The sequence below is a fragment of the Tritonibacter scottomollicae genome (assembly GCF_032924845.1).
GTDB lineage: Bacteria > Pseudomonadota > Alphaproteobacteria > Rhodobacterales > Rhodobacteraceae > Epibacterium > Epibacterium scottomollicae.
On sequence record NZ_CP136704.1, the window covers coordinates 3,289,092 to 3,313,328 of the forward strand.

The 24,237-nt window shown below is 57.9% G+C and carries 21 protein-coding genes; 13 read left to right on the forward strand and 8 right to left on the reverse strand.

The features are described 5' to 3' along the window. Positions 1–86 precede the first annotated feature (86 nt). Positions 87–1,148 (reverse strand): ferrochelatase, encoded by a 1,062-nt coding sequence (hemH, locus tag R1T40_RS16345; protein WP_317384873.1) that lies wholly within the window; start codon positions 1,146–1,148, stop codon positions 87–89. 105 nt (positions 1,149–1,253) lie between these two features. Then, positions 1,254–2,093: a methyltransferase domain-containing protein gene (locus R1T40_RS16350; protein WP_317384874.1), complete on the reverse strand. Its 840-nt coding sequence runs from the start codon at positions 2,091–2,093 to the stop codon at positions 1,254–1,256. 11 nt (positions 2,094–2,104) lie between these two features. Here R1T40_RS16350 and R1T40_RS16355 point away from each other — a divergent pair, with 11 nt between their 5' ends. The 4 genes from R1T40_RS16355 to R1T40_RS16370 all read left to right on the forward strand — a co-directional run bounded on the left by R1T40_RS16355 (position 2,105) and on the right by R1T40_RS16370 (position 4,444). Further along, complete coding sequence (locus tag R1T40_RS16355; RefSeq protein ID WP_317384875.1) at positions 2,105–2,836, forward strand: ComF family protein; 732 nt, start codon at positions 2,105–2,107, stop codon at positions 2,834–2,836. A gap of 71 nt (positions 2,837–2,907) precedes the next feature. Next, positions 2,908–3,165 (forward strand): glutaredoxin 3, encoded by a 258-nt coding sequence (gene grxC / locus R1T40_RS16360; RefSeq protein ID WP_106162428.1) that lies wholly within the window; start codon positions 2,908–2,910, stop codon positions 3,163–3,165. Between the two features lie 5 nt (positions 3,166–3,170). Continuing rightward, the gene (locus tag R1T40_RS16365; protein ID WP_317384876.1) at positions 3,171–4,004 is read left to right on the forward strand and encodes a carbon-nitrogen hydrolase family protein; all 834 of its coding nucleotides are present in this window, start codon (positions 3,171–3,173) and stop codon (positions 4,002–4,004) included. Then, positions 4,004–4,444 carry a MarR family winged helix-turn-helix transcriptional regulator gene (locus tag R1T40_RS16370; RefSeq protein ID WP_106162426.1) on the forward strand — a complete coding sequence of 147 codons (441 nt, stop codon included), beginning with the start codon at positions 4,004–4,006 and terminating at the stop codon, positions 4,442–4,444. Before R1T40_RS16365 ends, R1T40_RS16370 begins: the two co-directional genes overlap by 1 nt. Positions 4,445–4,737: 293 nt before the next feature. On the opposite strand, the gene ubiG is transcribed toward R1T40_RS16370, so the two are convergent. After that, positions 4,738–5,481 (reverse strand): bifunctional 2-polyprenyl-6-hydroxyphenol methylase/3-demethylubiquinol 3-O-methyltransferase UbiG, encoded by a 744-nt coding sequence (gene ubiG, locus R1T40_RS16375; protein WP_317384877.1) that lies wholly within the window; start codon positions 5,479–5,481, stop codon positions 4,738–4,740. Positions 5,482–5,531: 50 nt separating this feature from the next. Here ubiG and pip point away from each other — a divergent pair, with 50 nt between their 5' ends. The 6 genes from pip to infB all read left to right on the forward strand — a co-directional run bounded on the left by pip (position 5,532) and on the right by infB (position 13,037). Then, on the forward strand, positions 5,532–6,512 hold the full coding sequence (gene pip / locus R1T40_RS16380; RefSeq protein ID WP_317384878.1) for a prolyl aminopeptidase: 981 nt from the start codon (positions 5,532–5,534) through the stop codon (positions 6,510–6,512). Beyond that, a complete protein-coding gene (locus R1T40_RS16385) occupies positions 6,509–7,366 on the forward strand; it encodes an ABC transporter substrate-binding protein (RefSeq protein ID WP_317384879.1) in 858 nt (285 codons plus the stop codon). Before pip ends, R1T40_RS16385 begins: the two co-directional genes overlap by 4 nt. A 284-nt stretch (positions 7,367–7,650) precedes the next feature. Beyond that, entirely contained in the window at positions 7,651–8,262 is a 612-nt protein-coding gene (rimP, locus tag R1T40_RS16390) for a ribosome maturation factor RimP (protein WP_106162422.1), read from the forward strand. Next, positions 8,262–9,878, forward strand: a complete 1,617-nt coding sequence (gene nusA / locus R1T40_RS16395; protein WP_106162421.1) for a transcription termination factor NusA — start codon at positions 8,262–8,264, stop codon at positions 9,876–9,878. The genes rimP and nusA overlap by 1 nt, the downstream gene beginning before the upstream one ends. 28 nt (positions 9,879–9,906) lie before the next feature. Next, positions 9,907–10,524 (forward strand): RNA-binding protein, encoded by a 618-nt coding sequence (locus R1T40_RS16400; protein WP_106162420.1) that lies wholly within the window; start codon positions 9,907–9,909, stop codon positions 10,522–10,524. Positions 10,525–10,532: 8 nt separating this feature from the next. Continuing rightward, entirely contained in the window at positions 10,533–13,037 is a 2,505-nt protein-coding gene (gene infB / locus R1T40_RS16405) for a translation initiation factor IF-2 (RefSeq protein ID WP_317384880.1), read from the forward strand. A gap of 276 nt (positions 13,038–13,313) precedes the next feature. Here infB and mutT read toward each other — a convergent pair whose 3' ends face one another. The 3 genes from mutT to R1T40_RS16420 are packed head-to-tail and all read right to left on the reverse strand — an operon-like array spanning position 13,314 to position 15,839. Next, the gene (gene mutT, locus R1T40_RS16410; RefSeq protein ID WP_317386990.1) at positions 13,314–13,724 is read right to left on the reverse strand and encodes an 8-oxo-dGTP diphosphatase MutT; all 411 of its coding nucleotides are present in this window, start codon (positions 13,722–13,724) and stop codon (positions 13,314–13,316) included. A 2-nt stretch (positions 13,725–13,726) separates the two neighbouring features. Continuing rightward, the gene (gene argJ, locus R1T40_RS16415) at positions 13,727–14,953 is read right to left on the reverse strand and encodes a bifunctional glutamate N-acetyltransferase/amino-acid acetyltransferase ArgJ (RefSeq protein ID WP_317384881.1); all 1,227 of its coding nucleotides are present in this window, start codon (positions 14,951–14,953) and stop codon (positions 13,727–13,729) included. A gap of 34 nt (positions 14,954–14,987) precedes the next feature. Continuing rightward, entirely contained in the window at positions 14,988–15,839 is an 852-nt protein-coding gene (locus tag R1T40_RS16420) for a peptidylprolyl isomerase (protein WP_317384882.1), read from the reverse strand. Between the two features lie 177 nt (positions 15,840–16,016). Here R1T40_RS16420 and secA point away from each other — a divergent pair, with 177 nt between their 5' ends. The 3 genes from secA to R1T40_RS16435 all read left to right on the forward strand — a co-directional run bounded on the left by secA (position 16,017) and on the right by R1T40_RS16435 (position 21,316). Then, on the forward strand, positions 16,017–18,710 hold the full coding sequence (secA, locus tag R1T40_RS16425) for a preprotein translocase subunit SecA (RefSeq protein ID WP_317384883.1): 2,694 nt from the start codon (positions 16,017–16,019) through the stop codon (positions 18,708–18,710). A 486-nt stretch (positions 18,711–19,196) separates the two neighbouring features. Next, positions 19,197–19,739: a hypothetical protein gene (locus R1T40_RS16430; RefSeq protein ID WP_317384884.1), complete on the forward strand. Its 543-nt coding sequence runs from the start codon at positions 19,197–19,199 to the stop codon at positions 19,737–19,739. 23 nt (positions 19,740–19,762) lie between these two features. Next, the gene (locus R1T40_RS16435) at positions 19,763–21,316 is read left to right on the forward strand and encodes a phosphate ABC transporter substrate-binding/OmpA family protein (RefSeq protein WP_317384885.1); all 1,554 of its coding nucleotides are present in this window, start codon (positions 19,763–19,765) and stop codon (positions 21,314–21,316) included. Positions 21,317–21,883: 567 nt separating this feature from the next. On the opposite strand, the gene R1T40_RS16440 is transcribed toward R1T40_RS16435, so the two are convergent. Both R1T40_RS16440 and flbT read right to left on the reverse strand, forming a co-directional pair. Continuing rightward, positions 21,884–23,836 carry a DUF1217 domain-containing protein gene (locus R1T40_RS16440; RefSeq protein WP_317384886.1) on the reverse strand — a complete coding sequence of 651 codons (1,953 nt, stop codon included), beginning with the start codon at positions 23,834–23,836 and terminating at the stop codon, positions 21,884–21,886. Next, on the reverse strand, positions 23,833–24,237 hold the full coding sequence (gene flbT, locus R1T40_RS16445) for a flagellar biosynthesis repressor FlbT (protein ID WP_106162412.1): 405 nt from the start codon (positions 24,235–24,237) through the stop codon (positions 23,833–23,835). Before flbT ends, R1T40_RS16440 begins: the two co-directional genes overlap by 4 nt.

A 24,237-nucleotide genomic window follows, 5' to 3' on the forward strand; every position in this document is an offset into this window, starting at 1 on the left:
AGGCGGCTGGATCACCAGCCGCCTTTTTTCGTGCCTTTAAAGATGTTTAGAGCGAGACATACCTGCCTAGCGACGATCATGCGCAGTCAGTCCAGCCACCCTTTGAGATTGTTCTGGATCATCTTCGACAGGGCTGAAATGTGACCTGCGCTTTCATTCAGGCAGGGGATGTAGGTGAAGTCTTCCCCACCCGCGTGTTCAAAGCTCTCGAAAATCTCTTCGTTGATCTCTTCCAGAGTCTCGATGCAGTCGGCGGAAAATGCCGGGGCGATCACCGCAATCCGCTTCTTGCCCTGCTTCGCCAACTCCGCGACATGTTCCACCGTGTAGGGACGCAGCCACTCTTCAGGGCCAAAGACCGACTGAAATGTGGTGGTGATCTGTGATTCGCCCCATCCCAGCCGTTCGCGCAGCAGCCGAGTCGTTTTCTGGCACTGGCAGTGGTAGGGATCCCCCTGCATCAGGTAGCGTTTTGGCATGCCATGATAGGAGCAGACCAGAATATCGGGTTTCTTCTCCGCCTTCGCATAGGCTTCCTCCACCGACTTCGCCAGAGCATCAATATACTCAGGCTGATCGAAGTAGGGTTCGATTGTCCGAGCGGCAGGTTGCCAGGTCTGTTCCATCAGGGCACGGAAAAATTCGTCATTCGCGGTGCCAGAGGTGGCGCCAGCATACTGCGGATACAACGGTACAAAGAGGATCTTGCGACAACCGGCAGCCACCATTTCGTCAACCTTGGATTTGGTCGACGGATTGCCGTAGCGCATGCAGAAATCCACCATGACCTGATCGCCGTAGATCGCTTCCATCGCCTGCGCCATCTCGTGGGTCTGGTCCTTGGTGATCGTCATAAGCGGGCTTTCGCCCTTGTCGTGGTTCCAGATGGATTTGTAGGCAGCGCCCGATGCGAACGGTCTCTTGGTGAGAATGATAAGCTGCAGCAGCGGTTGCCACTTCCACGCGGGGTAGTCGATGACGCGCTTGTCGGACAGGAATTCGCCTAGGTAACGACGCATGGGCCAATAGCTGTAGTGATCCGGCGTACCGAGATTCGCCAGCAGGATACCGACCTTCTCAGGCTTGACCGCCGGATGGTCCGCGGGGGCATGAGCAGGGCAGGTCGCAGTCGGGCTAGCATCCAGCATAGGTAGGGGTCCTGTGTGATATCGCAGTGAGAGATTTTAACAATTGATACGGTGTTACGGGGCTGATGGCCAATTGGATCACCTGACTGCGACCATTGGCTCAGGTTATTGGTCTCGATCTGGAACCTTGGTCTCCGGGACTTTCAACGCATCTGCCAGGCGCATCTTTGCAGAGCCGGGACGCAGTGGTTGTGGTTGGGTGTCGGCGGGCGACCAACCGGTGAGGCACACAAGCTCGAATGTTGCGTTCAGCTTGCCGTCTTCGGTGGCAAAATTCTGACCGTAGATGTGATTCGCCAAGTCGAACACTGCCCGGCGCGTCGGTTTGCGGAGCCGGTTGGTCATCGCGTTGGTTTCCCCCATGGCGCGCAGGTCTTGCATCAGATGCGGCAGGTCGCGGTATTGCACCGAAAGCGGCACCACGTCTGCGACGGGCAAAGCAAAGCCCGCTCGTTGCAGAAGAGCGCCGAGGTCGCGAATTTCACCCATTGGTGCAACGCGCGGCGACAGGCCGCCGCTGATATAGGTTTCGGCCTCTGCAAGCGAAGTGCGCAGCTCATGCAGCGTCTGACCACCTAGTGTCACCAAGAGAAGCAGACCGTCCTCCTGCAAGGCGCGTCGGCACTGAATCAACTGCCCGACTGGATCATTGGCCCAGTGCAGCGCCATGACATGAATGATCACGTCATGTGCTTGTGGTTCCAGCGCCAGAACGTCGTTGTCGAGAACGATTTTTTGCCCAGGGAGCACGTTCTCCCAGGGTTCCGCAAAAGGCGCAACAATCGCTGGCTTGGTAAAGGTTCTCTTAACCATGCTCAGCCGATCCTCGACCTCGTCTCTCGCCATGTCGTGCAGGAACATCGCATCCGATTTACGTCGGGTGCGGCATTGCCGAAGTGCGTCGTGATCGAAGATCTGGGGATGAGCCATTGGTTCTTGAGTCATGAGGTGTACCTATGACGTTGCGCACACGGTTTCAAACGGCAGTTTCATTGATTTACCCGGCGCGCTGTCTGAATTGTGGCGGGTTGGTCGAAAGCGATTTTGGACTTTGTAGCGCGTGCTGGCGCGATACATCCTTCATCTCGGGTCTTGTATGTCACAGCTGCGGGGTGCCGGTGCCGGGTGAGGACGACGGGCAAATCGTGCGTTGCGATGACTGTTTGCAAACCCCGCGAAACTGGCAGCAGGGGCGTGCGGCGATCATCTACAGCGGGCAAGGGCGTCGCCTAGTACTGGCTTTGAAACACGGGGACCGAACCGATCTTGTGCGTCCGGCATCGGCCTGGATGGGCCGCGCCGCCGCCGACCTCTTGACCAACGATCCGTTGATTGTGCCCGTGCCGCTGCATTGGACACGATTGGTGCGCCGCCGATATAACCAGTCTGCCTTATTGGCGCAGGCGCTGGCTGCACGCGAGGGGCAGGACTGCTGCCCAGACGCATTGATACGGTCCCTACAGACACCGATGCTGGAAGGGCGCAGCCGGGACGAGCGCATGACGATCCTGAGGGACGCGATCCGCCCGCATCCACGAATGGGATGTCGGATGCAGGGCAGAGAGATTCTGCTTGTGGATGATGTGATGACCAGCGGGGCGACGCTTTCCGCATGTGCGAGTGCATGCATCGTTGCGGGGGCGGCTTCTGTCAATGTTGTCGTGCTTGCCCGGGTCACGGCGGCGTGAAAAGGCTGGCAAAGCTTGATAAAAAGTACCACATGGCTCAGCATCCATGAACCAAGCCTACGGAGACCAACATGAAACCGGTCGAAATCTATACCTCACCCCTTTGCGGTTTTTGCCACGCAGCCAAGCGTCTGCTGAACCAGAAGGGCGTCAGCTTTTCCGAAATCGATGTACTGGCTGACCCGGATCGCAAGGCAGAGATGATCCAACGCGCCAATGGCGGTCGTACGGTGCCACAGATCTTTGTTGGTGAGACGCATGTCGGCGGATGTGATGAGCTTTACACGCTGGATCGCGCTGGAAAGCTCGATCCGCTGCTTGCGGCCTGAGCTCCATGGTACGTGCCGCACTTCTACAGATGACCTCTTCCGATGTGCCGGATGAAAACCTCATAGCGGTCAGGCAAATGATGGCGGATGCGGTTTCGCAGGGGGCGGAGTTCATTCTGACCCCGGAAGTTACAAACTGCCTGTCGACAAGCCGGACCCATCAGCGTGAGGTGCTCTGTCACGAAGAGGATGATCCGACGCTGTCCGGCCTGCGTAGCGCCGCCGCGAAACATGGTGTGTGGGTGTCCATCGGTTCTTTGGGACTCAAGACGAAGGACGGCGATGGACGCTTTGCCAACCGGCAATTCGTAATCACACCAAATGGTGAGATCGCGGCGCGGTATGACAAGATCCATATGTTTGACGTTGAAGTGACCCCAGAGGAGACCTACCGGGAATCTGATGGCTATCGTCCGGGAACGCAGGCTGTTGTTGCGCAAACTGATTTTGCAAAGATTGGCCTCACCATTTGCTACGATGTGCGCTTTCCAACGCTGCATCGCCGATTGGCTCAGGGCGGGGCAACGATCTTGACCGCTCCAGCAGCGTTTTCGCATGTGACGGGGGCGGCCCATTGGCATAGTCTGCTTCGGGCTCGGGCGATCGAAACAGGCTGTTTTGTCTTGGCTGCTGCCCAGACGGGTGTGCATCCGGCAAGCCGCGGCGCGCAGCGCCAGACCTTCGGTCATTCGGTCGCGATTGCCCCCTGGGGAGAGGTTCTGGCCGATGCGGGTACTGAGGTCGGAATTACTTGCGTTGACCTCGACCTCGAAGAGGTGAACAAGGCACGCAAACGCGTACCTTCGCTGACCCATGACCGGGAGTTTGACGGACCCTGATGGATGAGAACCATTCCCTTGCCATTTCGCTGTTCAGCGAAATACTGATGGCTGACCAGCTTGCGCGGGCACGATTGGGCAAGGCTCTGCCCAAGGGAATGGAGCTGTCACATTTTTCGGTTCTGAACCACCTTGCACGGGCGGGGCTGGAGCGATCCCCGGCGCAATTGGCCAAGGCCTTTCATGTGACGCGTGGTGCCATGACGAACACGATCAACAAGCTCGAAGTCGCTGGTTATGTGCACGTCCGGCCGGATTGGGATGATGCGCGCCGCAAGATGGTCGCCATCAGTCCGGCAGGGCGCAAAGCGCGCGATGCGGCGTTGGCCTCGATCATTCCCATGATTTCCGAAGTGGTGAGCGAGTTGGGGGGAGACCGTGTCCGTGCGGCGCTCCCGATCCTGCGAGAGTTTCGCGGCAAGTTGGAAACCGAAGACTGAGATACCAACGATTGGCTGAATGAAAGAGAGCGCCGGGTAATTCCGGCGCTCTCTTTAAAATTAGGGCCGTGAGTGGTGTGAGTGTGTCCCCAATTGCACAAATTCTGTTCCGTCGGGCATCGAGTGCCTACCAGAGCAGCATGTTCCCTGTGCAAGACGGGACATCTAGGAGCTACAGCGGATCTTCGCAACGACGCGTTTGGATGAGTGCATATACTAAAGTATAGGCAGCAGGCCAAAGCAAGCGGTCGCACCGAAAATTGACTGTGAATTCGCGCTGGCGCGGCATCGCATCAGGGCTTTGTGCTTGCCGTGACGTAATTTACACTGAGGTCGCGGTCAGAGATCGACCAACTCCACAACAGCGGGTTGAAGACAAACCCCTTGCGGTCCACCGGCGTCAACCCAGCTTGGCTCAGCAGATCGAATAGTTCATCCGGGGTGATGAACTTGGACCACTCATGAGTACCACGCGGCAGCCAGCGCATCACGACTTCGGCGCCGACGATTGCCATGGCATAGCTCTTGGGATTGCGATTGATTGTGGAGCAGATTTGCAACCCGCCGGACTTCAGCAGCTGTTGTGTCGCAGTGAGATAGCTCAGCGGGTCAGCGACATGTTCGACCACTTCCATGTTCAAGATCACATCAAAGGCCTCACCAGCCTCTGCGAGTGCCTCTGCCGTGGTGTGGCGGTAGTCGATTTCCAGACCTGATTGCTCTGCGTGAATTCGGGCAACGGGCAGGTTGCCTTCGGCGGCGTCGGCCCCGACCACATCTGCGCCGAGGCGGGCCATGGGTTCACTCAGGAGTCCACCCCCGCAACCGATATCGAGGATACGCAGGCCCGCAAACGGAGCGTCAGATGTAAGGTCGCGCTCAAACTCCCCGGCAATCTGGCGGGTGATGTAGTCTAGGCGACACGGGTTGAGCATGTGCAGGGGCTTGAATTTCCCATTGGGATCCCACCATTCCGCAGCCATTGCCTCGAACTTGGCAATCTCGGAGGGGTCAACCGTGGACTGTTGCGCTTGCATTCCTGTCTCCGTGTGTTTTCTTGTGGGTTCAGTCGTTAGTTAGGTCAGTAATGGACAAATACCCGGATCAAAAGCGCGCAGTGCAGTTTCTCTATCCGCCGATCGAGCCATTTGATCAGCGGATGCTGGACGTGGGCCAAGGGCACCGGATCTATTTGGAGCAGTCCGGAAATCCCGATGGCGTGCCGGTTATCGTGTGCCATGGCGGCCCTGGCGGTGGAACCAGCCCTGCGATGCGGCGGTATTTTGATCCGAGTGTCTACCGGATTATCCTGTTTGATCAGCGGGGCTGTGGCCGCTCTCGTCCGCACGCCTCCTGCGAGGACAATACCACTTGGCATCTGGTGGCGGATATGGAGCTCATCCGCGAGCTCTTGGAGATCAACAGCTGGATGGTGTTTGGTGGCAGCTGGGGGGCGACCCTGGCGTTGGTCTATGCTCAGACACACCCTGACCGGGTTACCCACCTCATTCTGCGCGGTGTTTTCCTGATGACGCAGTCTGAACTTGCATGGTTCTACGGGGGCGGCGCGGGCAAGTTCTGGCCGGAGACTTGGGAGAAGTTCACAGCGCTTGTTCCCGAGGACGAGCATGATGATTTGATCGCAGCCTATCATCGGCGCCTGTTTTCGGGAGATCGCGAAGAAGAAGTGCGCTTTGGACGCGCGTGGTCAGCGTGGGAAAACGCGCTGGCGTCCGTTTACTCGAACGGCGTGTCGGGAGAGAGCCCCGGTGACTACGCGCGGGCCTTCGCCCGGTTGGAAAATCACTATTTCTCGAACGGTGGCTTTCTGCATATGGATGGTCAAATCCTTGCAAATATGGGGCGCATTGCGCATATTCCCGGCGTCATCGTGCAGGGGAGGTATGACATGATCTGCCCACCGCAATCCGCATACGATATTCACAAGCAATGGCCGAACTCCGACCTGATCATGGTGCGAAATGCAGGCCACGCGCTGTCGGAGCCTGGAATCAGCGCAGAGCTGGTCAAGACGATGGACCAACTGGCCGAGGAACTGACGACATGAAGCGCCTGGACCGTCGTGCTCTCTTTGCCAGCGGTGCGGCCGCCGCGCTATTGGCGGCGACGGGCACCAGTCTGGCGCAGCAGCCCCGCCGGGGCGGCACGCTGCGCCTTGCAGTGCCGCGCGACGGGGGCCTCCTTGAGCGGGTGGCCCGTGGCGCGGTCTATGATCAATTGACGGAAGTAGCGCCTGACGGTCTGTTGCGGGGGGAACTGGCAACCGGCTGGCACAGTGACGATTCCGCACGGCGGTGGATTGTGAAGCTGCGGCAGGACGTGTCCTTTCACGATGGTTTGAATTTGAGGGCAAGCGATGTGATTTCCTCGCTTGAGGCACATGCATCGCGAGGTGATCTGCGTCTGGAAGGGTTGCGTGCGTTGACCCTGAAGGATGATGACGCGGTTGAATTTGTGCTCGATGAAGGCAACCCCCATTTGCCCTATCGGCTGGCCGACACGGGTCTGGTGATCGCCGCTGACGGCGATGTGCAGGCCAGCTTGGCGACGATGACGGGAACAGGCCTTTACGCGGTTGAGCGCGCGCAAGACGGGCGTCACTTCCGGGCCCGCCGCAGAGAGCAGCACTACAAGGATGGCAGTGCCGGCTGGTTTGACGCGTTGGATCTGATCGTGATTTCAGACGCGGCCGTTCGGGCCGAGGCCTTGCGCGATGGCTTTGTGGATGTTGCCTCCCTGCCAACGCCGGAGGGTCTGAGAGGGCGCGGCAGTTTCAATTATCATCCTTCCGAGGGGGATATGGCACTGGCAGCCGGTCAGCATATCGTTATGCCCCGGCGGATTTCCAACCGCGGCTCCTTGGATGATCATCGCATCACTGAGCGGTGGTGGATGGCGTGATCTGACCTCTGCGTCGAGCCAAAGAGATGCGCCGACTGACAGCATCCATCGTGAACGCCCTCAAGACGATCAGACTGGGTGATTCGACACCCGTCCCTGCCTGATTTGGGGATGCGCAAGCGCCCCTTGGGCAGAGTTAAGCTTTGCCGCCGGAGGAAAGGGTTGCAAAACCGCGCGTGTGGGCGTATATCCACGCTCAACAGCGGCGCGTCGGGCTCTGGGCCTGAGGTACCAACGATTAATTTCGACGGGCCGCGGCCCGTTTTTTTGTGTTTGGAGGTCTGATGACCAACGATCTTATTGCCAAAGCTGCGATCGACCGCCGCCTGGCCGAGATCATCACCCCGGTGATCGAGGATCTCGGCTATGAGCTGGTGCGTATCCGGTTGATGTCCGGAAAGATGACCACGATGCAGATCATGGCAGACCGTCCCGATGGCGGTATCGAAGTTGATGACTGTGCCGCGATCTCGAACGCGATCAGCGCGACACTCGACGTCGAGGATCCAATTCTTGATGCCTATACGCTTGAGGTTTCGAGCCCCGGCATTGATCGGCCCCTGACGCGTCTGAAAGACTTCGACATGTTCGAAGGGTATGAAGCGAAACTTGAAACGGCTGAGCTGATCGATGGCCGCCGTCGCTTCAAGGGCGAGCTGGCCGGAGTCGAAGGGGACGAAGTCCTGATCAACATCGAAGAGCACGGCGAAACCGTGACGATCGGTTTGAAATTCGACTGGTTGAGCGATGCCAAGCTGGTGCTGACGGACGATCTGATCAAGGAAATGCTGCGTCAGCGCAAGGCCGCTGGCGTATTGAACGACGACGCCTTTGACGACATCGAGACCGAAGGGTCCGCAGAAGGGACCAAAGGGTCCGAAGAGGAGAACGAGTAATGGCTATCACCTCTGCAAACCAGCTGGAGCTGTTGCAAACCGCCGAGGCCGTGGCGCGCGAGAAGATGATCGACCCGGGTCTGGTCGTCGACGCGATGGAGGAATCCCTCGCCCGTGCGGCCAAGAGCCGCTACGGCAGCGAGATGGACATTCGTGTCTCCATCGATCGCAAAACCGGCAAGGCGACCTTCACCCGCGTCCGGACCGTGGTCGAGGATGCAGAGCTGGAAAACTATCAGGCTGAGCTGACAGTCGCGCAGGCAAAGCAATACATGGAGAACCCGACGATCGGTGATACCATCGTCGATGAAGTTCCCCCGGTTGAAATGGGCCGCATCGCCGCGCAATCCGCCAAGCAGGTGATTCTGCAAAAAGTGCGTGAAGCCGAGCGGGACCGTCAGTACGAAGAATTCAAGGACCGCAACGGCACCATCATCAATGGTCTCGTCAAGCGTGAAGAATACGGCAATGTCATTGTCGACGTTGGCTCTGGCGAGGGTATCCTGCGCCGCAACGAGAAGATCGGCCGCGAAAGCTACCGCCCGAACGACCGTATTCGCTGCTTTATCAAGGACGTGCGCCGTGAACCGCGCGGCCCGCAGATCTTCCTGAGCCGGACCGCGCCGGAATTCATGGCCGAGCTGTTCAAGATGGAAGTTCCGGAAATCTATGACGGCATCATCGAGATCAAGGCCGTGGCCCGTGATCCCGGCTCGCGCGCGAAGATCGCCGTGGTGTCCTATGACAGCTCCATCGATCCTGTTGGTGCCTGTGTTGGTATGCGCGGCTCCCGCGTGCAGGCCGTGGTCAACGAACTGCAGGGCGAGAAAATCGACATCATCCCGTGGAATGAAGATCAGCCGACCTTCCTGGTGAACGCGCTCCAGCCTGCCGAGGTTTCCAAGGTGGTTCTGGACGAAGAAGCCGGCAAGATCGAAGTGGTGGTTCCGGACGAACAGCTGTCCCTGGCCATTGGCCGTCGCGGTCAGAACGTGCGTCTGGCCTCGCAGCTGACCAGCCTCGACATCGATATCATGACTGAAGAGGAAGAATCAGCTCGCCGTCAGAAGGAATTCGAGGCGCGGACCGGATTGTTCATGGAGACCCTCGATCTGGACGAGTTCTTTGCCCAGTTGCTGGTGTCCGAAGGCTTCACCAACCTCGAAGAGGTTGCCTATGTTGAGCTGGACGAGCTTCTGGTCATTGATGGTGTGGACGACGGCACCGCCCAAGAGCTGCAAGCCCGGGCGCGAGACTATCTCGAAGCGCAGGCCAAGGCGGCGCTTGATAATGCCCGCAGCCTGGGTGCCGAGGACAGTCTTATTGACTTTGAGGGCCTGACACCCCAGATGGTGGAGGCGCTGGCCAAGGACGACGTCAAGACTGTTGACGACTTTGCCACTTGCGCTGACTGGGAACTTGCGGGTGGCTGGACCACTGCCAATGGTGAGCGGGTGAAGGATGAAGGCATCCTTGAGCCCTTCGGCATGAGCCTGGAAGAGGCGCAAAAGCTGGTGATGACTGCCCGCATCATGTTGGGCTGGGTAGACCCGGCCGAGCTTGAAGCGGATGCAGAAGACCCCGAAGAAGAAGTGGAAGGGGATGTGGAAGCCTGATCGGCTTCCCGACTCCCAGGAGACGTAAATGACCCGTGGTGGTGCAGAAAAATCCCGTTCAGACGGGCCGGAACGGAAATGTGTCGCCACTGGCGAGACAGAGCCCAAAGCCGGGCTCATTCGTTTCGTGCTGGGGCCTGACAATCAGGTCTTTGCCGATGTGATGGGGAAATTGCCCGGTCGCGGCGTCTATGTCTCTGCGACGCGCGATGCGCTGACGCAGGCGGTAAAGAAAAAACTTTTCGCCCGCGGCTTCAAGGCGCAGGTCACGGTTCAGGATGGTCTGGTTGACGATGTGGAGCGACAAGTTTTGCGCCGCACTGTTGACCTGATCAGCCTTGCTCGCAAGTCGGGCGACGCCGTTGGGGGGTATGAGAAGGTCAAGGATTGGCTGGATAAAGAGGAGGCACGGGTTCTGATCCAAGCCTCTGACGGATCCGGGCGAGGTAAGTCAAAACTAAGCACGCCGCATCGCGGCAAATACATCGGATGCATGACAGCGGACGAGCTTGGGATGGCTTTTGGGCGTGAAACTGTCATACATGCCGCGCTCGCCTCTGGTGGACTCAGCCAACGTGTTGTAGAGGAAGCCCAGCGATTGCAGGGTTTGCGCGAAAAGGGCGGCAACGGCCGCACGGAAGGATAAAGAGCTTTATGAGCGATAGTGACGGCAAAAAGACATTGGGTCTTCGTGGTAGCGGGTCTCGTCCCGGGAACGTTAAACAGAGCTTCAGCCACGGTCGGACCAAGAATGTTGTGGTGGAAACCAAGCGTAAGCGCGTGGTTGTCCCCAAGCCGGGCGCAGGCAAAGGCGGCGCCGGCGGCGTTGCGGCCGGCGATGCTTCGCGGCGCCCTGCTGGAATTTCTGATGCGGAAATGGAACGTCGCCTGAAGGCGCTCCAGGCCGCCAAGGCCCGCGAATCCGAAGAGGCTGCCCAGCGTGAAGCCGAGGAGAAGGCCCGCGCCGAAGAGCGTGAGCGCCGCCGTGCCGAACAAGAGGTGAAGGAACGCGAACAGCGCGAAGCTGAAGAGCGGGCCCGCCAAAAAGCAGAAGATGAAGAGCGCAAGCGCAAAGAAGACGCAGAGGCCGCCAAGCGTGCCGCTGCCGAGAAAGCTGCGCCGAAAGCCGACAAGACCGCCGGTACCCCTGCCGAAGCGCGCGGCCCTGCAGGTGCAGCCAAGCCCGCGGCACAAGCTCCGCGCAAAGCGGAACGCGAGCGTGAAGAACGTGGTCGTGGCACCAAGGTTCGCAATGATGGCGGTCGTCGCTCCGGCAAGCTGACGCTGAGCCAGGCAACTGGTGGCGAAGGTGGTCGTCAACGCTCCGTCGCGTCGATGAAGCGCAAGCAAGAGCGTGCGCGTCAGAAAGCCATGGGGCAGATCGAGCGCGAAAAGGTTATTCGTGAAGTGCAGCTTCCGGAGGCCATTGTGGTATCCGAGCTGGCGAATCGTATGGCTGAGCGCGTGGCCGATGTGGTCAAGGCTCTGATGAAAATGGGCATGATGGTCACACAAAACCAGACCATCGACGCCGATACCGCCGAGCTGATCATCGAGGAATTCGGTCACAAGGTGGTCCGTGTTTCCGACGCTGACGTCGAGGATGTCATCAAGGAAATCATCGACGCCGATGACGATCTGGAAGCGCGTCCGCCGGTCATCACGATCATGGGTCACGTTGACCATGGTAAGACGTCGCTGCTTGATGCGATCCGTGATGCAAAGGTTGTGTCCGGCGAAGCTGGCGGAATCACCCAGCACATCGGTGCGTATCAGGTGACCACCGATAGCGGTGCCGTGCTGTCCTTCCTCGACACACCGGGCCACGCGGCCTTTACGTCCATGCGTTCGCGTGGTGCTCAGGTCACGGATATCGTGGTTCTGGTGGTTGCTGCCGACGACTCGGTCATGCCGCAGACCATCGAGGCGATCGCCCACGCAAAGGCGGCCGGTGTGCCGATGATTGTGGCGATCAACAAGATCGACAAACCCGCAGCAGATGCGACACGGGTCCGGACAGAGCTGCTGCAGCATGAAGTGATTGTGGAAGCGATGTCTGGTGAGGTTCAGGACGTCGAAGTCTCTGCCCATACCGGTCAGGGTCTAGATGAACTGCTCGAAGCCATCGCTCTGCAGTCTGAACTTCTCGAACTGAAAGCCAACCCCGATCGGGCGGCTCAAGGTGCTGTGATCGAAGCTCAGCTTGACGTTGGTCGCGGTCCGGTTGCTACGGTTCTGGTTCAAAAAGGGACCCTGCGTCAGGGCGACATCTTCGTTGTGGGTGAGCAGTACGGTAAGGTCCGCGCGCTCATCAACGACAAGGGTGAACGCGTCCAGGAGGCGGGACCTTCGGTGCCAGTTGAGGTTCTGGGTTTGAACGGAACACCCGAAGCGGGCGACGTGCTGAACGTGACCGAGACCGAGGCTCAGGCCCGCGAAATCGCGGAATACCGTGAGCACGCGGCCAAGGACAAACGTGCCGCCGCCGGTGCCGCGACAACGCTGGAACAGCTGATGCAGAAGGCCAAGGATGACGAAACCGTCTCCGAGCTGCCGATTCTGGTCAAAGCGGATGTGCAGGGTTCTGCGGAAGCGATCGTTCAGGCGATGGAGAAGATCGGCAACGACGAGGTCCGCGTGCGGGTGCTGCACTCCGGTGTTGGCGCGATCACCGAGACCGATATCGGTCTTGCCGAGGCCTCGGGTGCGCCGGTCATGGGCTTCAACGTTCGTGCCAATGCGTCTGCGCGCAACACTGCCAACCAGAAGGGCGTGGAGATCCGTTACTATTCGGTGATCTATGATCTGGTGGATGATGTGAAGGCGGCAGCCTCTGGCCTGCTCTCTGCGGAGATCAAAGAGAACTTCATCGGTTATGCCGAGATCAAGGACGTCTTCAAGGTTTCCAACGTTGGCAAGGTTGCTGGCTGTCTGGTCACCGAAGGTGTCGCACGCCGCTCCGCAGGTGTTCGCCTGCTGCGTGACAACGTGGTGATCCACGAGGGTACTCTGAAGACCCTCAAGCGCTTCAAGGACGAAGTGGCAGAGGTTCAGTCCGGTCAAGAATGCGGTATGGCCTTCGAGAACTACGAAGATATCCGTCCGAAGGATGTGATCGAGATTTTCGAGCGTGTGGAAGTGACCCGTACCCTCGACTGACCTGAAGTTACCTGAGAATTTTAAAGCCCCGGCCTGCAAAGGTCGGGGCTTTTTCGTGCGAGGGTGAAGGAACCTGGCAGTGTATTCACTATGCGCGCAGAGGCGCTCAGGCAGTTGTTCGTACTCCACCATGTTACAGCCGCTTCTTGACTGAACCTAACGCACTGGCACCCTGGGACGGTCGCACCGCGGATACAACAACACCCAGCTATGCGGATCGCAGGGCTGGGTGCATGTCGTGATCGTGGAGCAATCTTTGAACGCTGGTGTCTTCAGTCAGAGCCAATCGCGCAGGATAGGGATCAGCGGAATGTCCGCGGGAGGCATCGGATAGTCGCGCAGCTCCTGCGCTCGTGCCCATTTCAGCACCTGACCTTCGCGCGCCTGCGGAATGCCTTCCCACTTTCGGCAGGCAAAGAGTGGCATCAGCAGATGGAAGGTTTCGTAGCTGTGGCTGGCAAACGTCAGCGGCGCGAGGCAGCTTGACCAGGTGTTGATGCCGAGCTCTTCCTGCAATTCGCGGATCAGCGCCTCTTCCGGTGTTTCACCGGGCTCCACCTTGCCGCCGGGAAACTCCCACAGGCCTGCCATAGACTTGCCCTCAGGCCGTTGCGCCAAGAGGATACGGCCCTCCACATCGATCAGGGCGGCTGCTGAAACGAGTACCACCTTTTTGCCTTGGGTCATGGTCATGAGCGGTAATCTGCATTGATGGTGATGTACTGGTGGGTCAAGTCACAGGTCCAGACGGTCGACGTTCCATCCCCGAGGCCGAGATCAACTTTGATCGCGATCTCAGCCTTTTGCATTTCTGCTGCTCCCTGTTCTTCCTTGTAGGTGGGGGCGACCCAACCGTTTTCGGCCACCAGAACATCGCCGAAAGAGATCGACAGGAGATCGCGGTCCGCTTTGGCACCGGATTTTCCGATGGCCATGACAACACGGCCCCAATTGGGATCCTCGCCAGCGATGGCTGTCTTCACCAGCGGCGAATTTGCGATCGCCAAACCGTGGATCTTGGCGTCGGCATCGGTTGCTGCACCGGTCACCTGAATTTCAACAAATTTTGTCGCGCCTTCGCCGTCACGCACAACCTGATGTGCAAGGTCCAGCATGACAGTTCTCAGCCCCTTGGCGAAGTCTGCGTTGCCGGTCGCATCCACATCCGACGCACCCGTTGCGCAAAGCATCAGACTGTCCGAAGTTGAGGTGTCGCTGTCGACCGTGATGCAGTTAAAGGAGGTTTCATTCTGGGCAGAGAGTAGCGCTTGCAGGCTTGCTTGTTCGTAGGCAGCATCTGTAAAGATATAGACCAGCATCGTTGCCATGTCGGGCGCGACCATGCCGGATCCCTTGGCGATACCGGCGATCTGCACAGGTTTGCCCTCAATCTCGACCGTGGTGGAGGCGCCTTTGGCGAAGGTATCCGTTGTCATGATCGCTTCGGCGGCGGCCTTCATCTCGGTATCAGACAGACCGGCATTCAGCTCGTCGAGCTTCGCAACAATCCGATCATGAGGCAGAGGCTCACCAATGACGCCTGTCGATGCGGTGAAAATACGCGTTTGCGGCAGGTCGGTCAGCGCGGCAACCGCCGCGGTGATTTCCGCGACGGAGGATTGGCCATAGTGCCCAGTAAAAGCGTTGGAATTGCCGGAGTTCACCAAAATGGCAGCCCCTTGATCCGTTCCCCCGCCAAGCTTTTCCTGGCAGTCCAGAACCGGTGCTGAGCGCGTCGCAGAGCGGGTAAACACGCCCGCAACCGACGTGCCGGGGTCCATGACCGCAAGCATAACGTCGGTACGACCCTGATACTTCACCCCCGCAGCGGCGGCGGCGAAACGCACGCCACCAATCGCGGGCAAGGCGGGAAACTCGGCTGGGGCGAGCGGAGAACGGGGCAGAGATTTTGCCATCTTGGATTTCCAGTTTCAGAAAGGCAGAAGGAGATCAGTTGTTGATCAGGCTCATATCGCGCAGGATGGACGGGTCCAGATCCTCGATCACGGGGCGTTCAATGGTCGCGTTCGCCGTCAGTTGGCTGACGCGATCCTCCACGGCCTGAACCGAGAGTTCCTGCGCGATCTCATCCCGCACCTCGTCAAACTCCGGGGCCTCCAGCTTGCGGCGCTCGTTGAGCTTGATCACATGCCACCCGAACTGGGTTTTCACAGGTTCGGACACACCGCCGGCACGCAAATCCATGACGGCCTCTTCAAACTCCGGCACCATCTGACCGTTGGTGAACCAACCCAGTGCACCACCATTTGGGCCGGATGGGCCGGTTGATGATTCCTTTGCCAAGGCGGCGAAATCTGCACCCTCGTCCAGCTGACTTTTGATTTCGTTGGCTTCTTCTTCCGTCTCAACCAGAATATGCGCGGCGTCGAATTCGTCTCCGCCATCCCCGGTAGAATAGCGTGCATCATAGGCATCACGGATCGCATCCTCGGATTGGGAGCTTTCCATGATCGCTTCGATCACCTCAGAGGCCAGCAGAGAGCGTTGCTCGTTTTCCACAGAAAGACGGACGCGTTCGGGAACTTCACCGTGCAGCTGCTGTTTCAGCGTGGTTTGCTGGACCAGCTGATCCAGCAGAGCCTTGAACAGAACATCATCCGGCAGGCTTTGGTATTGCGCTGGCAATTTGGAGCGCGCGACGATCATGTGACCTACCGTGATCTCTTCGCCGTTCACCTTTGCGACGACGGTCTGTGCGTTTTGATCGGCATATGCGGGGATCGCGAGGCCAAAAACTGTGGCGGCCACGACGCTTTGCAAAAAAGTGAGACCTTTGCGCATGGAAACTATCCTATCTTGGTGCCGCGACGGGTCGCGGCGTTGACACTTATTTTCCTGCCCCTTACATCGCCATAAGGCCTGCGGCAGGACCGTCTTTCCACCATTGTTTATGGGTTGAGAACACGGCGGGCAAGCCTGCCGCTAAACAAGGCCGTGAACAGGACTTTTGGAGCGCACATGCTGGGTATCGGAACTCTCGCCAAAAAGGTCTTCGGCACGCCGAATGACCGCAAAATCAAGGCGACGCGGCCGCTGATTGCAAAAATCAACGCGCTGGAGCCTGAGTTCGAGGCGATGAGTGACCAGGAGGTGAGGGATAAGACCGAGGATCTGCGTAAGCGGGCTCTCGCTGGTGAAAGTCTGGACGACCTTCTGCCCGAAGCCTTTGCCAACGCACGTGAGGCCGCCCGCCGGGCGCTTGGTCTGCGGGCCTTCGACACCCAGTTGATGGGTGGCATCTTCCTGCATCAAGGTAACATTTCCGAGATGAAGACCGGGGAAGGCAAAACGCTTGTTGCGACCCTTCCGGCCTATCTCAACGCGCTCACCGGCAAGGGTGTGCATGTGGTCACGGTGAACGAATATCTCGCCAAGCGCGACAGCGAGTGGATGAGCAAGGTGTTCGACGCGCTGGGTATGACCACCGGGGTGATCTATTCCAATCAGCCCGAGGCGGAAAAGATGGCCGCCTATCAGTGCGATGTGACCTACGCCACCAACAACGAGCTGGGTTTCGACTACCTGCGGGACAATATGAAGCCCTCGCTGGATCAGGTGTTCCAGAAGCACCACAACTTTGCGATCGTCGATGAGGTGGACTCGATCCTGATCGACGAAGCGCGCACACCGCTGATCATTTCTGGCCCGGCTGAAGATCGCTCTGAGCTGTATGAAACCATCGACAAGCTGATCCCGACGCTGGACGATGAACACTTTGAGATCGACGAAAAAACACGCGGCGTGACTTTTACCGACGATGGTAACGAGTTCCTTGAACAGTCGCTGCTGCAGGCCGGTCTGCTGGAAGAGGGCGCAAGCCTTTACGATCCAGAGAGCACCACCGTGGTGCATCACGTCAATCAGGCGCTGCGCGCGCACAAACTGTTCCAGCGCGACAAAGACTACATCGTGCGCGACGGCAATGTGGTTCTGATCGATGAGTTCACCGGCCGTATGATGCCTGGTCGCCGCCTTTCGGATGGCCTGCATCAGGCGATCGAGGCAAAAGAAGGCACACAGATCCAGCCTGAAAATACCACGCTGGCATCGGTCACTTTCCAGAACTACTTCCGTCTCTATAGCAAGCTGTCGGGTATGACCGGCACTGCAATGACCGAAGCAGAGGAATTTGCCGAAATCTATGGTCTTGGCGCCGTCGCCGTGCCGACCAACCGGCCTATTGCCCGTGTGGATGAGGACGATCAGGTCTATCGCACCGCCACCGAGAAATACGCAGCGATGATCGCGGATGCCAAGGTTGCGCATGAGAAAGGTCAGCCGGTCCTTCTGGGCACGACCTCTATCGAGAAATCCGATCTGCTGAGCAATCTGCTGCAGGAGGAAGGCATCGCGCACAACGTGCTGAACGCCCGTCACCACGAGCAGGAAGCCAAGATCGTTGCCGAAGCCGGGCGCTACGCTACGGTCACCATCGCCACCAATATGGCTGGTCGCGGCACCGATATTCAGCTCGGCGGGAATGTCGATCTGAAGGTGATGGAGGCGCTGGAGGCCAACCCGGATGCAGATCCGGCGGCCTTGCGAGCAGACGAAGAAGCCAAGCACGCGGAAGAGAAACAGAAGGTGTTGGACGCCGGTGGTCTGTTCGTGATGGCTTCCGAGCGTCACGAAAGCCGCCGTATCGACAACCAGCTGCGCGGTCGATCCGGCCGTCAGGGGGACCCGGGCCGCACCCGTTTCTACCTCAGCCTCGAAGATGATCTGATGCGGATCTTTGGCTCCGAGCGCTTGGACAAGCTTTTGTCCGGCCTCGGCATGCAGGAAGGCGAGGCGATCGTGCACCCTTGGGTGAACAAGTCGCTGGAACGTGCCCAGGCCAAGGTCGAGGGCCGCAACTTCGACATGCGCAAGAACGTGCTGAAGTTTGATGACGTGATGAACGACCAACGCAAGGTGGTCTTTGCTCAGCGGCGCGAGATCATGGCCTCTGACGATACCCATGAAATCGTCACCGACATGCGTCACGAGGTTATCGACGATCTGATCGACACGTATATGCCGCCCAAGACCTATGCCGACCAATGGGATACCGAAGGTCTGCACGAAGACGTAAAGGACAAGCTCAGCATTGACGTCCCGGTTGTCGAATGGGCGGCCGAAGAGGGTGTCGATGATGAACAAATCCGTGAGCGTCTGGTCGAAGCATCCGACAAGCTGATGGCCGAAAAAGTCGAGGCCTTTGGCGAAGAAGGCATGAGCAACATTGAGAAACAGGTTCTGTTGCAAGCGATCGACGCCAAATGGCGCGAACACCTGCTGACTCTCGAACATTTGCGCTCCGTCGTGGGTTTCCGGGGCTATGCGCAGCGCGATCCGCTGAACGAGTACAAGAACGAAAGCTTCCAGCTGTTCGAGACGATGCTCGATTCGCTACGGGAAGCTGTCACGCAGCAATTGTCCCGCGTGCGCCCGCTGAGCGAAGACGAACAGCGTGAAATGATGATGCAAATGGCCGCACGTCAGTCTGCGGCGCAGCAGGCAGCTGCACCAGCGGAAGAGCCGCTTGCAGAAGAGCCACGTGCGGGATTCGTCGAATCTGATCCAAGCACTTGGGGGAACCCGTCACGGAACGACAAATGCCCCTGTGGATCCGGCAAGAAGTTTAAGCACTGTCATGGAAAGTTGGGTTAAACCCACCGAATTGGCAAAAACGATTAAAGACTGTGGCAATGGCCGTGTTCTGTCCCGGTGCTTGCCACAGTCTGGCCGCCTTCGCTCGATACCATTCCTTAACCTTTTGAGGTGAGGAGAGTTCGTATGGGTACACGAGTGACAGTCCTGATCGTCGCGGCCACCGCTGTTTGTGCATTGGGAACCGGTTTGTACATGCAGCAAACCGCGGACTTGCAACGCGCAACCGCGGAGGCGAAGTCCTCAGAACCAGCCGCCTTGCCAGCAGAACCGGAAACGGGAAAGCTCGTCTTTCAAGATGTCGCTTTCACCTCTGCGAGACCGCTTGAACGGTCGCCTCAATCCAGTGCGGATGACGTTCGTGCAGAAATGTCGAGCTGTGATGGGGACATGCTGCTGTCAGCGCGTCCTGATGCGCTGCTTCAGGTTGACCTCAGCGCGCCCTGTCGCGCGGGTGAGCGATTTACGCTGCATCATGGCGGGGTAATGATAACTCATGCTTTGGATGCAGAGGGGAAGTTCTCTGGCGTTGTTCCGGCCCTTGCATCGCACGCGGTGGTGATCGCGGATTTTGCGTCCGGGCGGGATCTCGACGCGGTTGTTACCGTCGATGATCTCGACACTGTGGAGCGTGTCGTTCTGCAATGGCAGGGCGAGAGCGGTCTTGAGGTCCATGCGCTGGAGTTTGGCGCCACCTATGGCGAGCCGGGCCACGTGTGGAAAGGATCTGAGGCAAGTTTTGCTGCGGGGCAGGTTCTGTCTTTAGGGGACTCAGATCAGATTGCGGCACAGCGTGTCGAAGTTTACACGCTGCCAAAGGATGCTGGGACTGGAGCAGTTTCCGTATCGATCGAAGCGGAGATCACTGCTCTCAACTGCGACCGCTCGGTCGATGCGCAACTGATGGAATATCGCGGGGACCGCTTGCAGACGCGGGATCTGACCCTGAACATTCCGGAATGTTCTGCCGTTGGTGATTTTCTGGTGTTGAATAATCTCGTCGAAAGTCTGAAAATCGCCGCCAACTGACGGGGACGACACCGGGATTTCTCATGAGCTATTTTCGTGCGGCGGTTTGCGCCGCACTCTGTTTTTTCGGCGCAAGCTTTCCGGTTCTGGGACAAGACGTGACGCTGTCCTCGCCCGATGGTGCTATCGAGGTGACAGGTAACCTGTTGGGCTTCGATGGCGAGTTCTATCGCGTCGATACTCAGTTCGGCGAGCTGACCGTGGATGGATCGGGTGTGCGGTGTGATGGACCGGGTTGTCCTAGCCTGTCGGATTATGTCGCGGAACTCACGTTTTCCGGGTCATCAACCATGGCGGACGTGCTTCTCCCGGCATTGATCGAAGGCTTTGCCCTGCGAAATGGGTTCCAGACCGCGCGCGAGCAATATGATGCGCGGCAGTTTGAATATACGCTGTTGCGGGATGGGCGCGTGGCGGCCAGGTTCAATTTCCATATCAGCAGTACTGACGAAGGTTTTGCTGACCTACTTGCGAACCAGGCGGATATTGTCATGGCTCTGCGGGAGATTCGGGAGGCAGAACACATCCTTGCGACAGAGGCCGGGATGGGCGACATGTCAGTGTCGAACCGCGGCCGGGTTTTGGCCCTGGATGCGATGGTTCCGATCGTGGCGCCGACCAATCCGGTCCGGCGCATTTCCCTGCCTCAATTGGCACAGATCTACGCCGGACAAATCACCAACTGGCAAGAGTTGGATGGCCCGGACGCACCGATCACGGTCCATTTGCCGGTGGCGGGATCGGGTTTGGCACAGGCGGTGGAGGACAAGTTGGTGACCCCCGCTGCCCTATCACTCTCTGCAGAGATCCGGCGACATGATCGTAGCGATACTCTGGTGCGAACTGTGGCCACGGATCCGTTTGCAATTGGCATTGCCAGCTATTCTGAAACCGGCACGGCAAGAATACTTACGCTGACCGGGAGTTGCGGTTTCTCTCTCAGTGCGGGGCGTCGAACGATCAAGACCGAGGACTATCCGCTGACCGCACCGATGTTTCTTTATTTGCCAGCGCATCGGTTGCCACGGGTCGCGCGGGACTTTCTGACCTATGTCCGCGGCCCGGCGGCACAGATAGTTATTCGTCGCGCCGGTTTCGTCGATCAGGCTGCCGAGCGTATCCCACTTGCGGCTCAGGGTGAGCGTCTCAGCAACGCTATTAAGGCCGCGGGCGAAGACACTCCCTTAGAAGAGTTGCAACGCATGATTTCTGGTCTGGATGGCCTGCAGCGTCTGACGACCTCTTTTCGGTTCGAAACCGGCTCTTCCCGGCCTGACGCGCAGTCTCGAAACAACGTGGACCTGCTCGCCAGAGAAATTGAGGCAGGTGTTTATGATGGCAAGCGTATGGTCTTTGTCGGTTTCTCCGATGGTGAAGGTCCCGCCGATACCAATCGGGCTATCTCACTCAAACGCGCGGACGTTGTGCGGCAAGCTGTGGAGCGCGCAGCGGAAACCGCAAACCTGGATCGTATCTCTCTCGAAACCGAAGCCTATGGTGAGACTCTACCGATCGCTTGCAATAACAGCGCATGGGGTCGGCAGGCGAATAGGCGCGTTGAAGTCTGGGTGAAATAGATAGGCCCCGCGCGCTTGGCCGGGGCAATACACTTCGGTAGTCATCGGCAAGAAAAACGTCCAAGCAACCAAATAGCTCCGACGTTAAAAAGCGAGCCACCTAATAACAGCAATGACGGATGGCGCCCGCATGGAATTGAAAACCGCTGCGTATGTTCCGCAATGCCCCGCCAAAGCGGTGGCACCATCAAATATATCTCAGAACATTGGGACAGGCTGTCCTGATTTAACAGATCGACTGGTCGAGTTGGCTCACAGTACCGTCGAACGCACCATTCGGCCGGTTAGCATGACAGTCTTTTCTTAGGTCAAGAAGCCTCGGCGTAGTACTGGGACTTCATAGCCTCGGTCATAGAAACCTGTAGACTTAACGGGTTCAGTGTGCACGGTTATCTGAACTGGATGCTCATCGACATCGTGAGTTTTCATCGAAAAGACCGATCAGTAACCTCCAGCCCTAGCAATACGCCCAGCCATATGGTCAGAACAGTGTCGGCTCAGCATCATTGCGTTAACCTGAAAAGCGCCCCGGAGTCCCGAGGCGCTTTCCTATGTTACGGCAGCGCATCAACTTCGTAGCATCATCAATGCAGCGCTGCCCGAGCTGTAGCCGCTGTTTATATCGTTCATTTGCGAGCGCGTGAGGTAGCGATTGACCAGATCGTCCATTTTGTCGCCAGCGATGAACTCAGAAGGCTTGTCGGTGCCAAGGACTTCCTGGGCTTTGCGCTTGTAGACATCGACCGCCTTGTCAATGTCCATCTGGGTTACCTCTTTCGGCAACCCAAGTGCCACTTGCATGAAGTCGGTCATGGCTTGCTGGCCCATGATGGTAAACCATTGCGAGCTCGCACTGGGCCCCTTGTCCTCATCATTCATCGTGCGCAGTTCTTCAAGCGCGTCCTCAAACTCTTGGTCTGCATCACTTTCATCGCTCTGGAACAGCCCGTTCAACTCACGTTCGGCGATTTGCGAATAGTAGGTGATGAAAAATTCGCTTTCGCCTGCCGCTTCTGCATTGGTGCGATATGCATCACTGAGCGTGCTCATCTGATAGGGGCCCGTCAGCTCGCTCAGGTCATCAGTTTCGAAAAGCTCAACCGCCTTGTCTTTGTAGATGGCAAGCTGCTCTTCAATAGTCAGTTCATCAAAGGTCTGATCTGGTGCGAGGGCCGTATTCACATCCAAAGCGGTTTGCAGGAACCTCGGCACACCGGTCTGCCCCATGATACTGTACCAGCCTGCATCGATTTTTGCGGTTTCAGACGCCGCTAAGCTATCGTCGTCGACGACGTCGTTCTCACTGAAAGAGAATTTCAGGATCGTTTCAGCTGTTCGCAAGCTTGCCGAGATTTCGCCATTTCGCATGCCAGATTCGGCTGCTTTTTCGCGGTAGATATCAAGTATATTGTCGAGGTTCCCGGCATCGGCAAAGACATTGGGGTCATCAGTGCCAAACACTTCGATAGCCTTTTCCCGGTATACGCGCATCGCGTCACTGGTCTTAAGGGACTCGATATTGTCGGGCAGTTCCAGCGTGATTTTCATGAAATCTACCAGCGGTTCCTGACGAGAAATATAGTCCCACTCTTCATTGAGGGCGGCGTCTCGGGCCACCATCTGTCCCAATATCTGATCCGCGAGTTGGGCGGTTTTTGCTATGTCTTCCGGCAGATCGCCATCGACGGTCGCGCGTGTCTTGTAGGCGGCGACGAGCACGTCCTTGTTTTCGGCGGAGAAGAAGACAGTGGGGTCGTCAGTTCCGAACACGATCTTTGCACGGTCCTGATATGCTTGGATAAGCTCATCGTCTTCAAGGCCCGATGCGGCGGCCGGCATGCGCAAGGTCGTGTTGAAAAAATCTGTCAACGTATCGCGCTGAATAATGTCTTCCCACTGATCCTGGACCGAGGTAACGCCCGGAACATCGTCTATCGCTCCGTTGATCTCTTTCATTGAAAGATCAAATTCGCGCAGGGCTCTTTCCTTGACGCTGAGTTGTGAAAAATCGTTTTCATCAGGCTCGCCAAAAACCTCGAGCATTGCGCGTTTGGCAAATAGAGCTGTGCGCATGGTCTCATCAACTTCGCCCACCGCTTCCTCGAAAGAGGCCGATTGGAATTTGTTGACCACCGCTTCCATGGCCTTGCTGTCGCTGGTCATGGGAGATTGGCCAGGACCAAACCCAAATGCATTCGAAAACTCGACATAGCGCTCGTCGTTCATCGTGTTCGCAAGCGCGTCTTTGGCAGAGGTGCCCTCGTTCAGCGCACGCTGCAGAAGCGCACGGTAATTGATCTCCTCTTCGAGACCAAACGCCTTAACCGCCACCTGAAGCAGGCGGCGGTCATTGAGAAGGTCATCACTAGAAGTGACTTTGCCGATCTCCTCGGCAAAGTACTCGCTCTCGTTCTTTAACTGACCAGACTGAACAAAGGCGTCATATTGCCGGTCGTAAGTCGATTGCAGAAAATTCCAGCCCGCAACCCCAGATGATGGAATGAGCGGAGTGAAAGTCATTGTGATCTTACGGCCATGAGCCGTTCCTCTCGCGGCAGCAAGGCACGTAAGGCCTTGAGGCAGCGATAATGGTTGTTGCTGATCACTGCTTCAGTTGCCTCTGACAAGGCCGCGCGACTGTCCGGGTCGGTGAAGACCTGACTCAGCTCCTCGATGCGACGCAACATTGGCAGGCGATCTTCCTCTGGGTCGATATCGCCAGACAAAACCAGCTGTGCTGAATAGCATACACGACGTACCGGTGTATTCGCTTGCTCGGGATGGATCGCATCCCTGAGGCGCAGGATATGCGCGTCGGGTGTGACGATCGACAGGCGACTGCGGCGATCTCCGTTCTCGATCACTGCTCCGTTGACCAAGACACGCTCTTTTGGTGCGAGTTTAAGGACCAATCCACTCAT

Coding starts and splice junctions, on each gene's coding strand:
- hemH (WP_317384873.1), bottom strand. CDS start 1,148: ATGCTGGATGCTAGCCCGACTGCGACCTGCCCTGCTCATGCCCCCGCG.
- R1T40_RS16350 (WP_317384874.1), bottom strand. CDS start 2,093: ATGACTCAAGAACCAATGGCTCATCCCCAGATCTTCGATCACGACGCA.
- R1T40_RS16355 (WP_317384875.1), top strand. CDS start 2,105: ATGACGTTGCGCACACGGTTTCAAACGGCAGTTTCATTGATTTACCCG.
- grxC (WP_106162428.1), top strand. CDS start 2,908: ATGAAACCGGTCGAAATCTATACCTCACCCCTTTGCGGTTTTTGCCAC.
- R1T40_RS16365 (WP_317384876.1), top strand. CDS start 3,171: ATGGTACGTGCCGCACTTCTACAGATGACCTCTTCCGATGTGCCGGAT.
- R1T40_RS16370 (WP_106162426.1), top strand. CDS start 4,004: ATGGATGAGAACCATTCCCTTGCCATTTCGCTGTTCAGCGAAATACTG.
- ubiG (WP_317384877.1), bottom strand. CDS start 5,481: ATGCAAGCGCAACAGTCCACGGTTGACCCCTCCGAGATTGCCAAGTTC.
- pip (WP_317384878.1), top strand. CDS start 5,532: ATGGACAAATACCCGGATCAAAAGCGCGCAGTGCAGTTTCTCTATCCG.
- R1T40_RS16385 (WP_317384879.1), top strand. CDS start 6,509: ATGAAGCGCCTGGACCGTCGTGCTCTCTTTGCCAGCGGTGCGGCCGCC.
- rimP (WP_106162422.1), top strand. CDS start 7,651: ATGACCAACGATCTTATTGCCAAAGCTGCGATCGACCGCCGCCTGGCC.
- nusA (WP_106162421.1), top strand. CDS start 8,262: ATGGCTATCACCTCTGCAAACCAGCTGGAGCTGTTGCAAACCGCCGAG.
- R1T40_RS16400 (WP_106162420.1), top strand. CDS start 9,907: ATGACCCGTGGTGGTGCAGAAAAATCCCGTTCAGACGGGCCGGAACGG.
- infB (WP_317384880.1), top strand. CDS start 10,533: ATGAGCGATAGTGACGGCAAAAAGACATTGGGTCTTCGTGGTAGCGGG.
- mutT (WP_317386990.1), bottom strand. CDS start 13,724: ATGACCCAAGGCAAAAAGGTGGTACTCGTTTCAGCAGCCGCCCTGATC.
- argJ (WP_317384881.1), bottom strand. CDS start 14,953: ATGGCAAAATCTCTGCCCCGTTCTCCGCTCGCCCCAGCCGAGTTTCCC.
- R1T40_RS16420 (WP_317384882.1), bottom strand. CDS start 15,839: ATGCGCAAAGGTCTCACTTTTTTGCAAAGCGTCGTGGCCGCCACAGTT.
- secA (WP_317384883.1), top strand. CDS start 16,017: ATGCTGGGTATCGGAACTCTCGCCAAAAAGGTCTTCGGCACGCCGAAT.
- R1T40_RS16430 (WP_317384884.1), top strand. CDS start 19,197: ATGATAACTCATGCTTTGGATGCAGAGGGGAAGTTCTCTGGCGTTGTT.
- R1T40_RS16435 (WP_317384885.1), top strand. CDS start 19,763: ATGAGCTATTTTCGTGCGGCGGTTTGCGCCGCACTCTGTTTTTTCGGC.
- R1T40_RS16440 (WP_317384886.1), bottom strand. CDS start 23,836: ATGACTTTCACTCCGCTCATTCCATCATCTGGGGTTGCGGGCTGGAAT.
- flbT (WP_106162412.1), bottom strand. CDS start 24,237: ATGAGTGGATTGGTCCTTAAACTCGCACCAAAAGAGCGTGTCTTGGTC.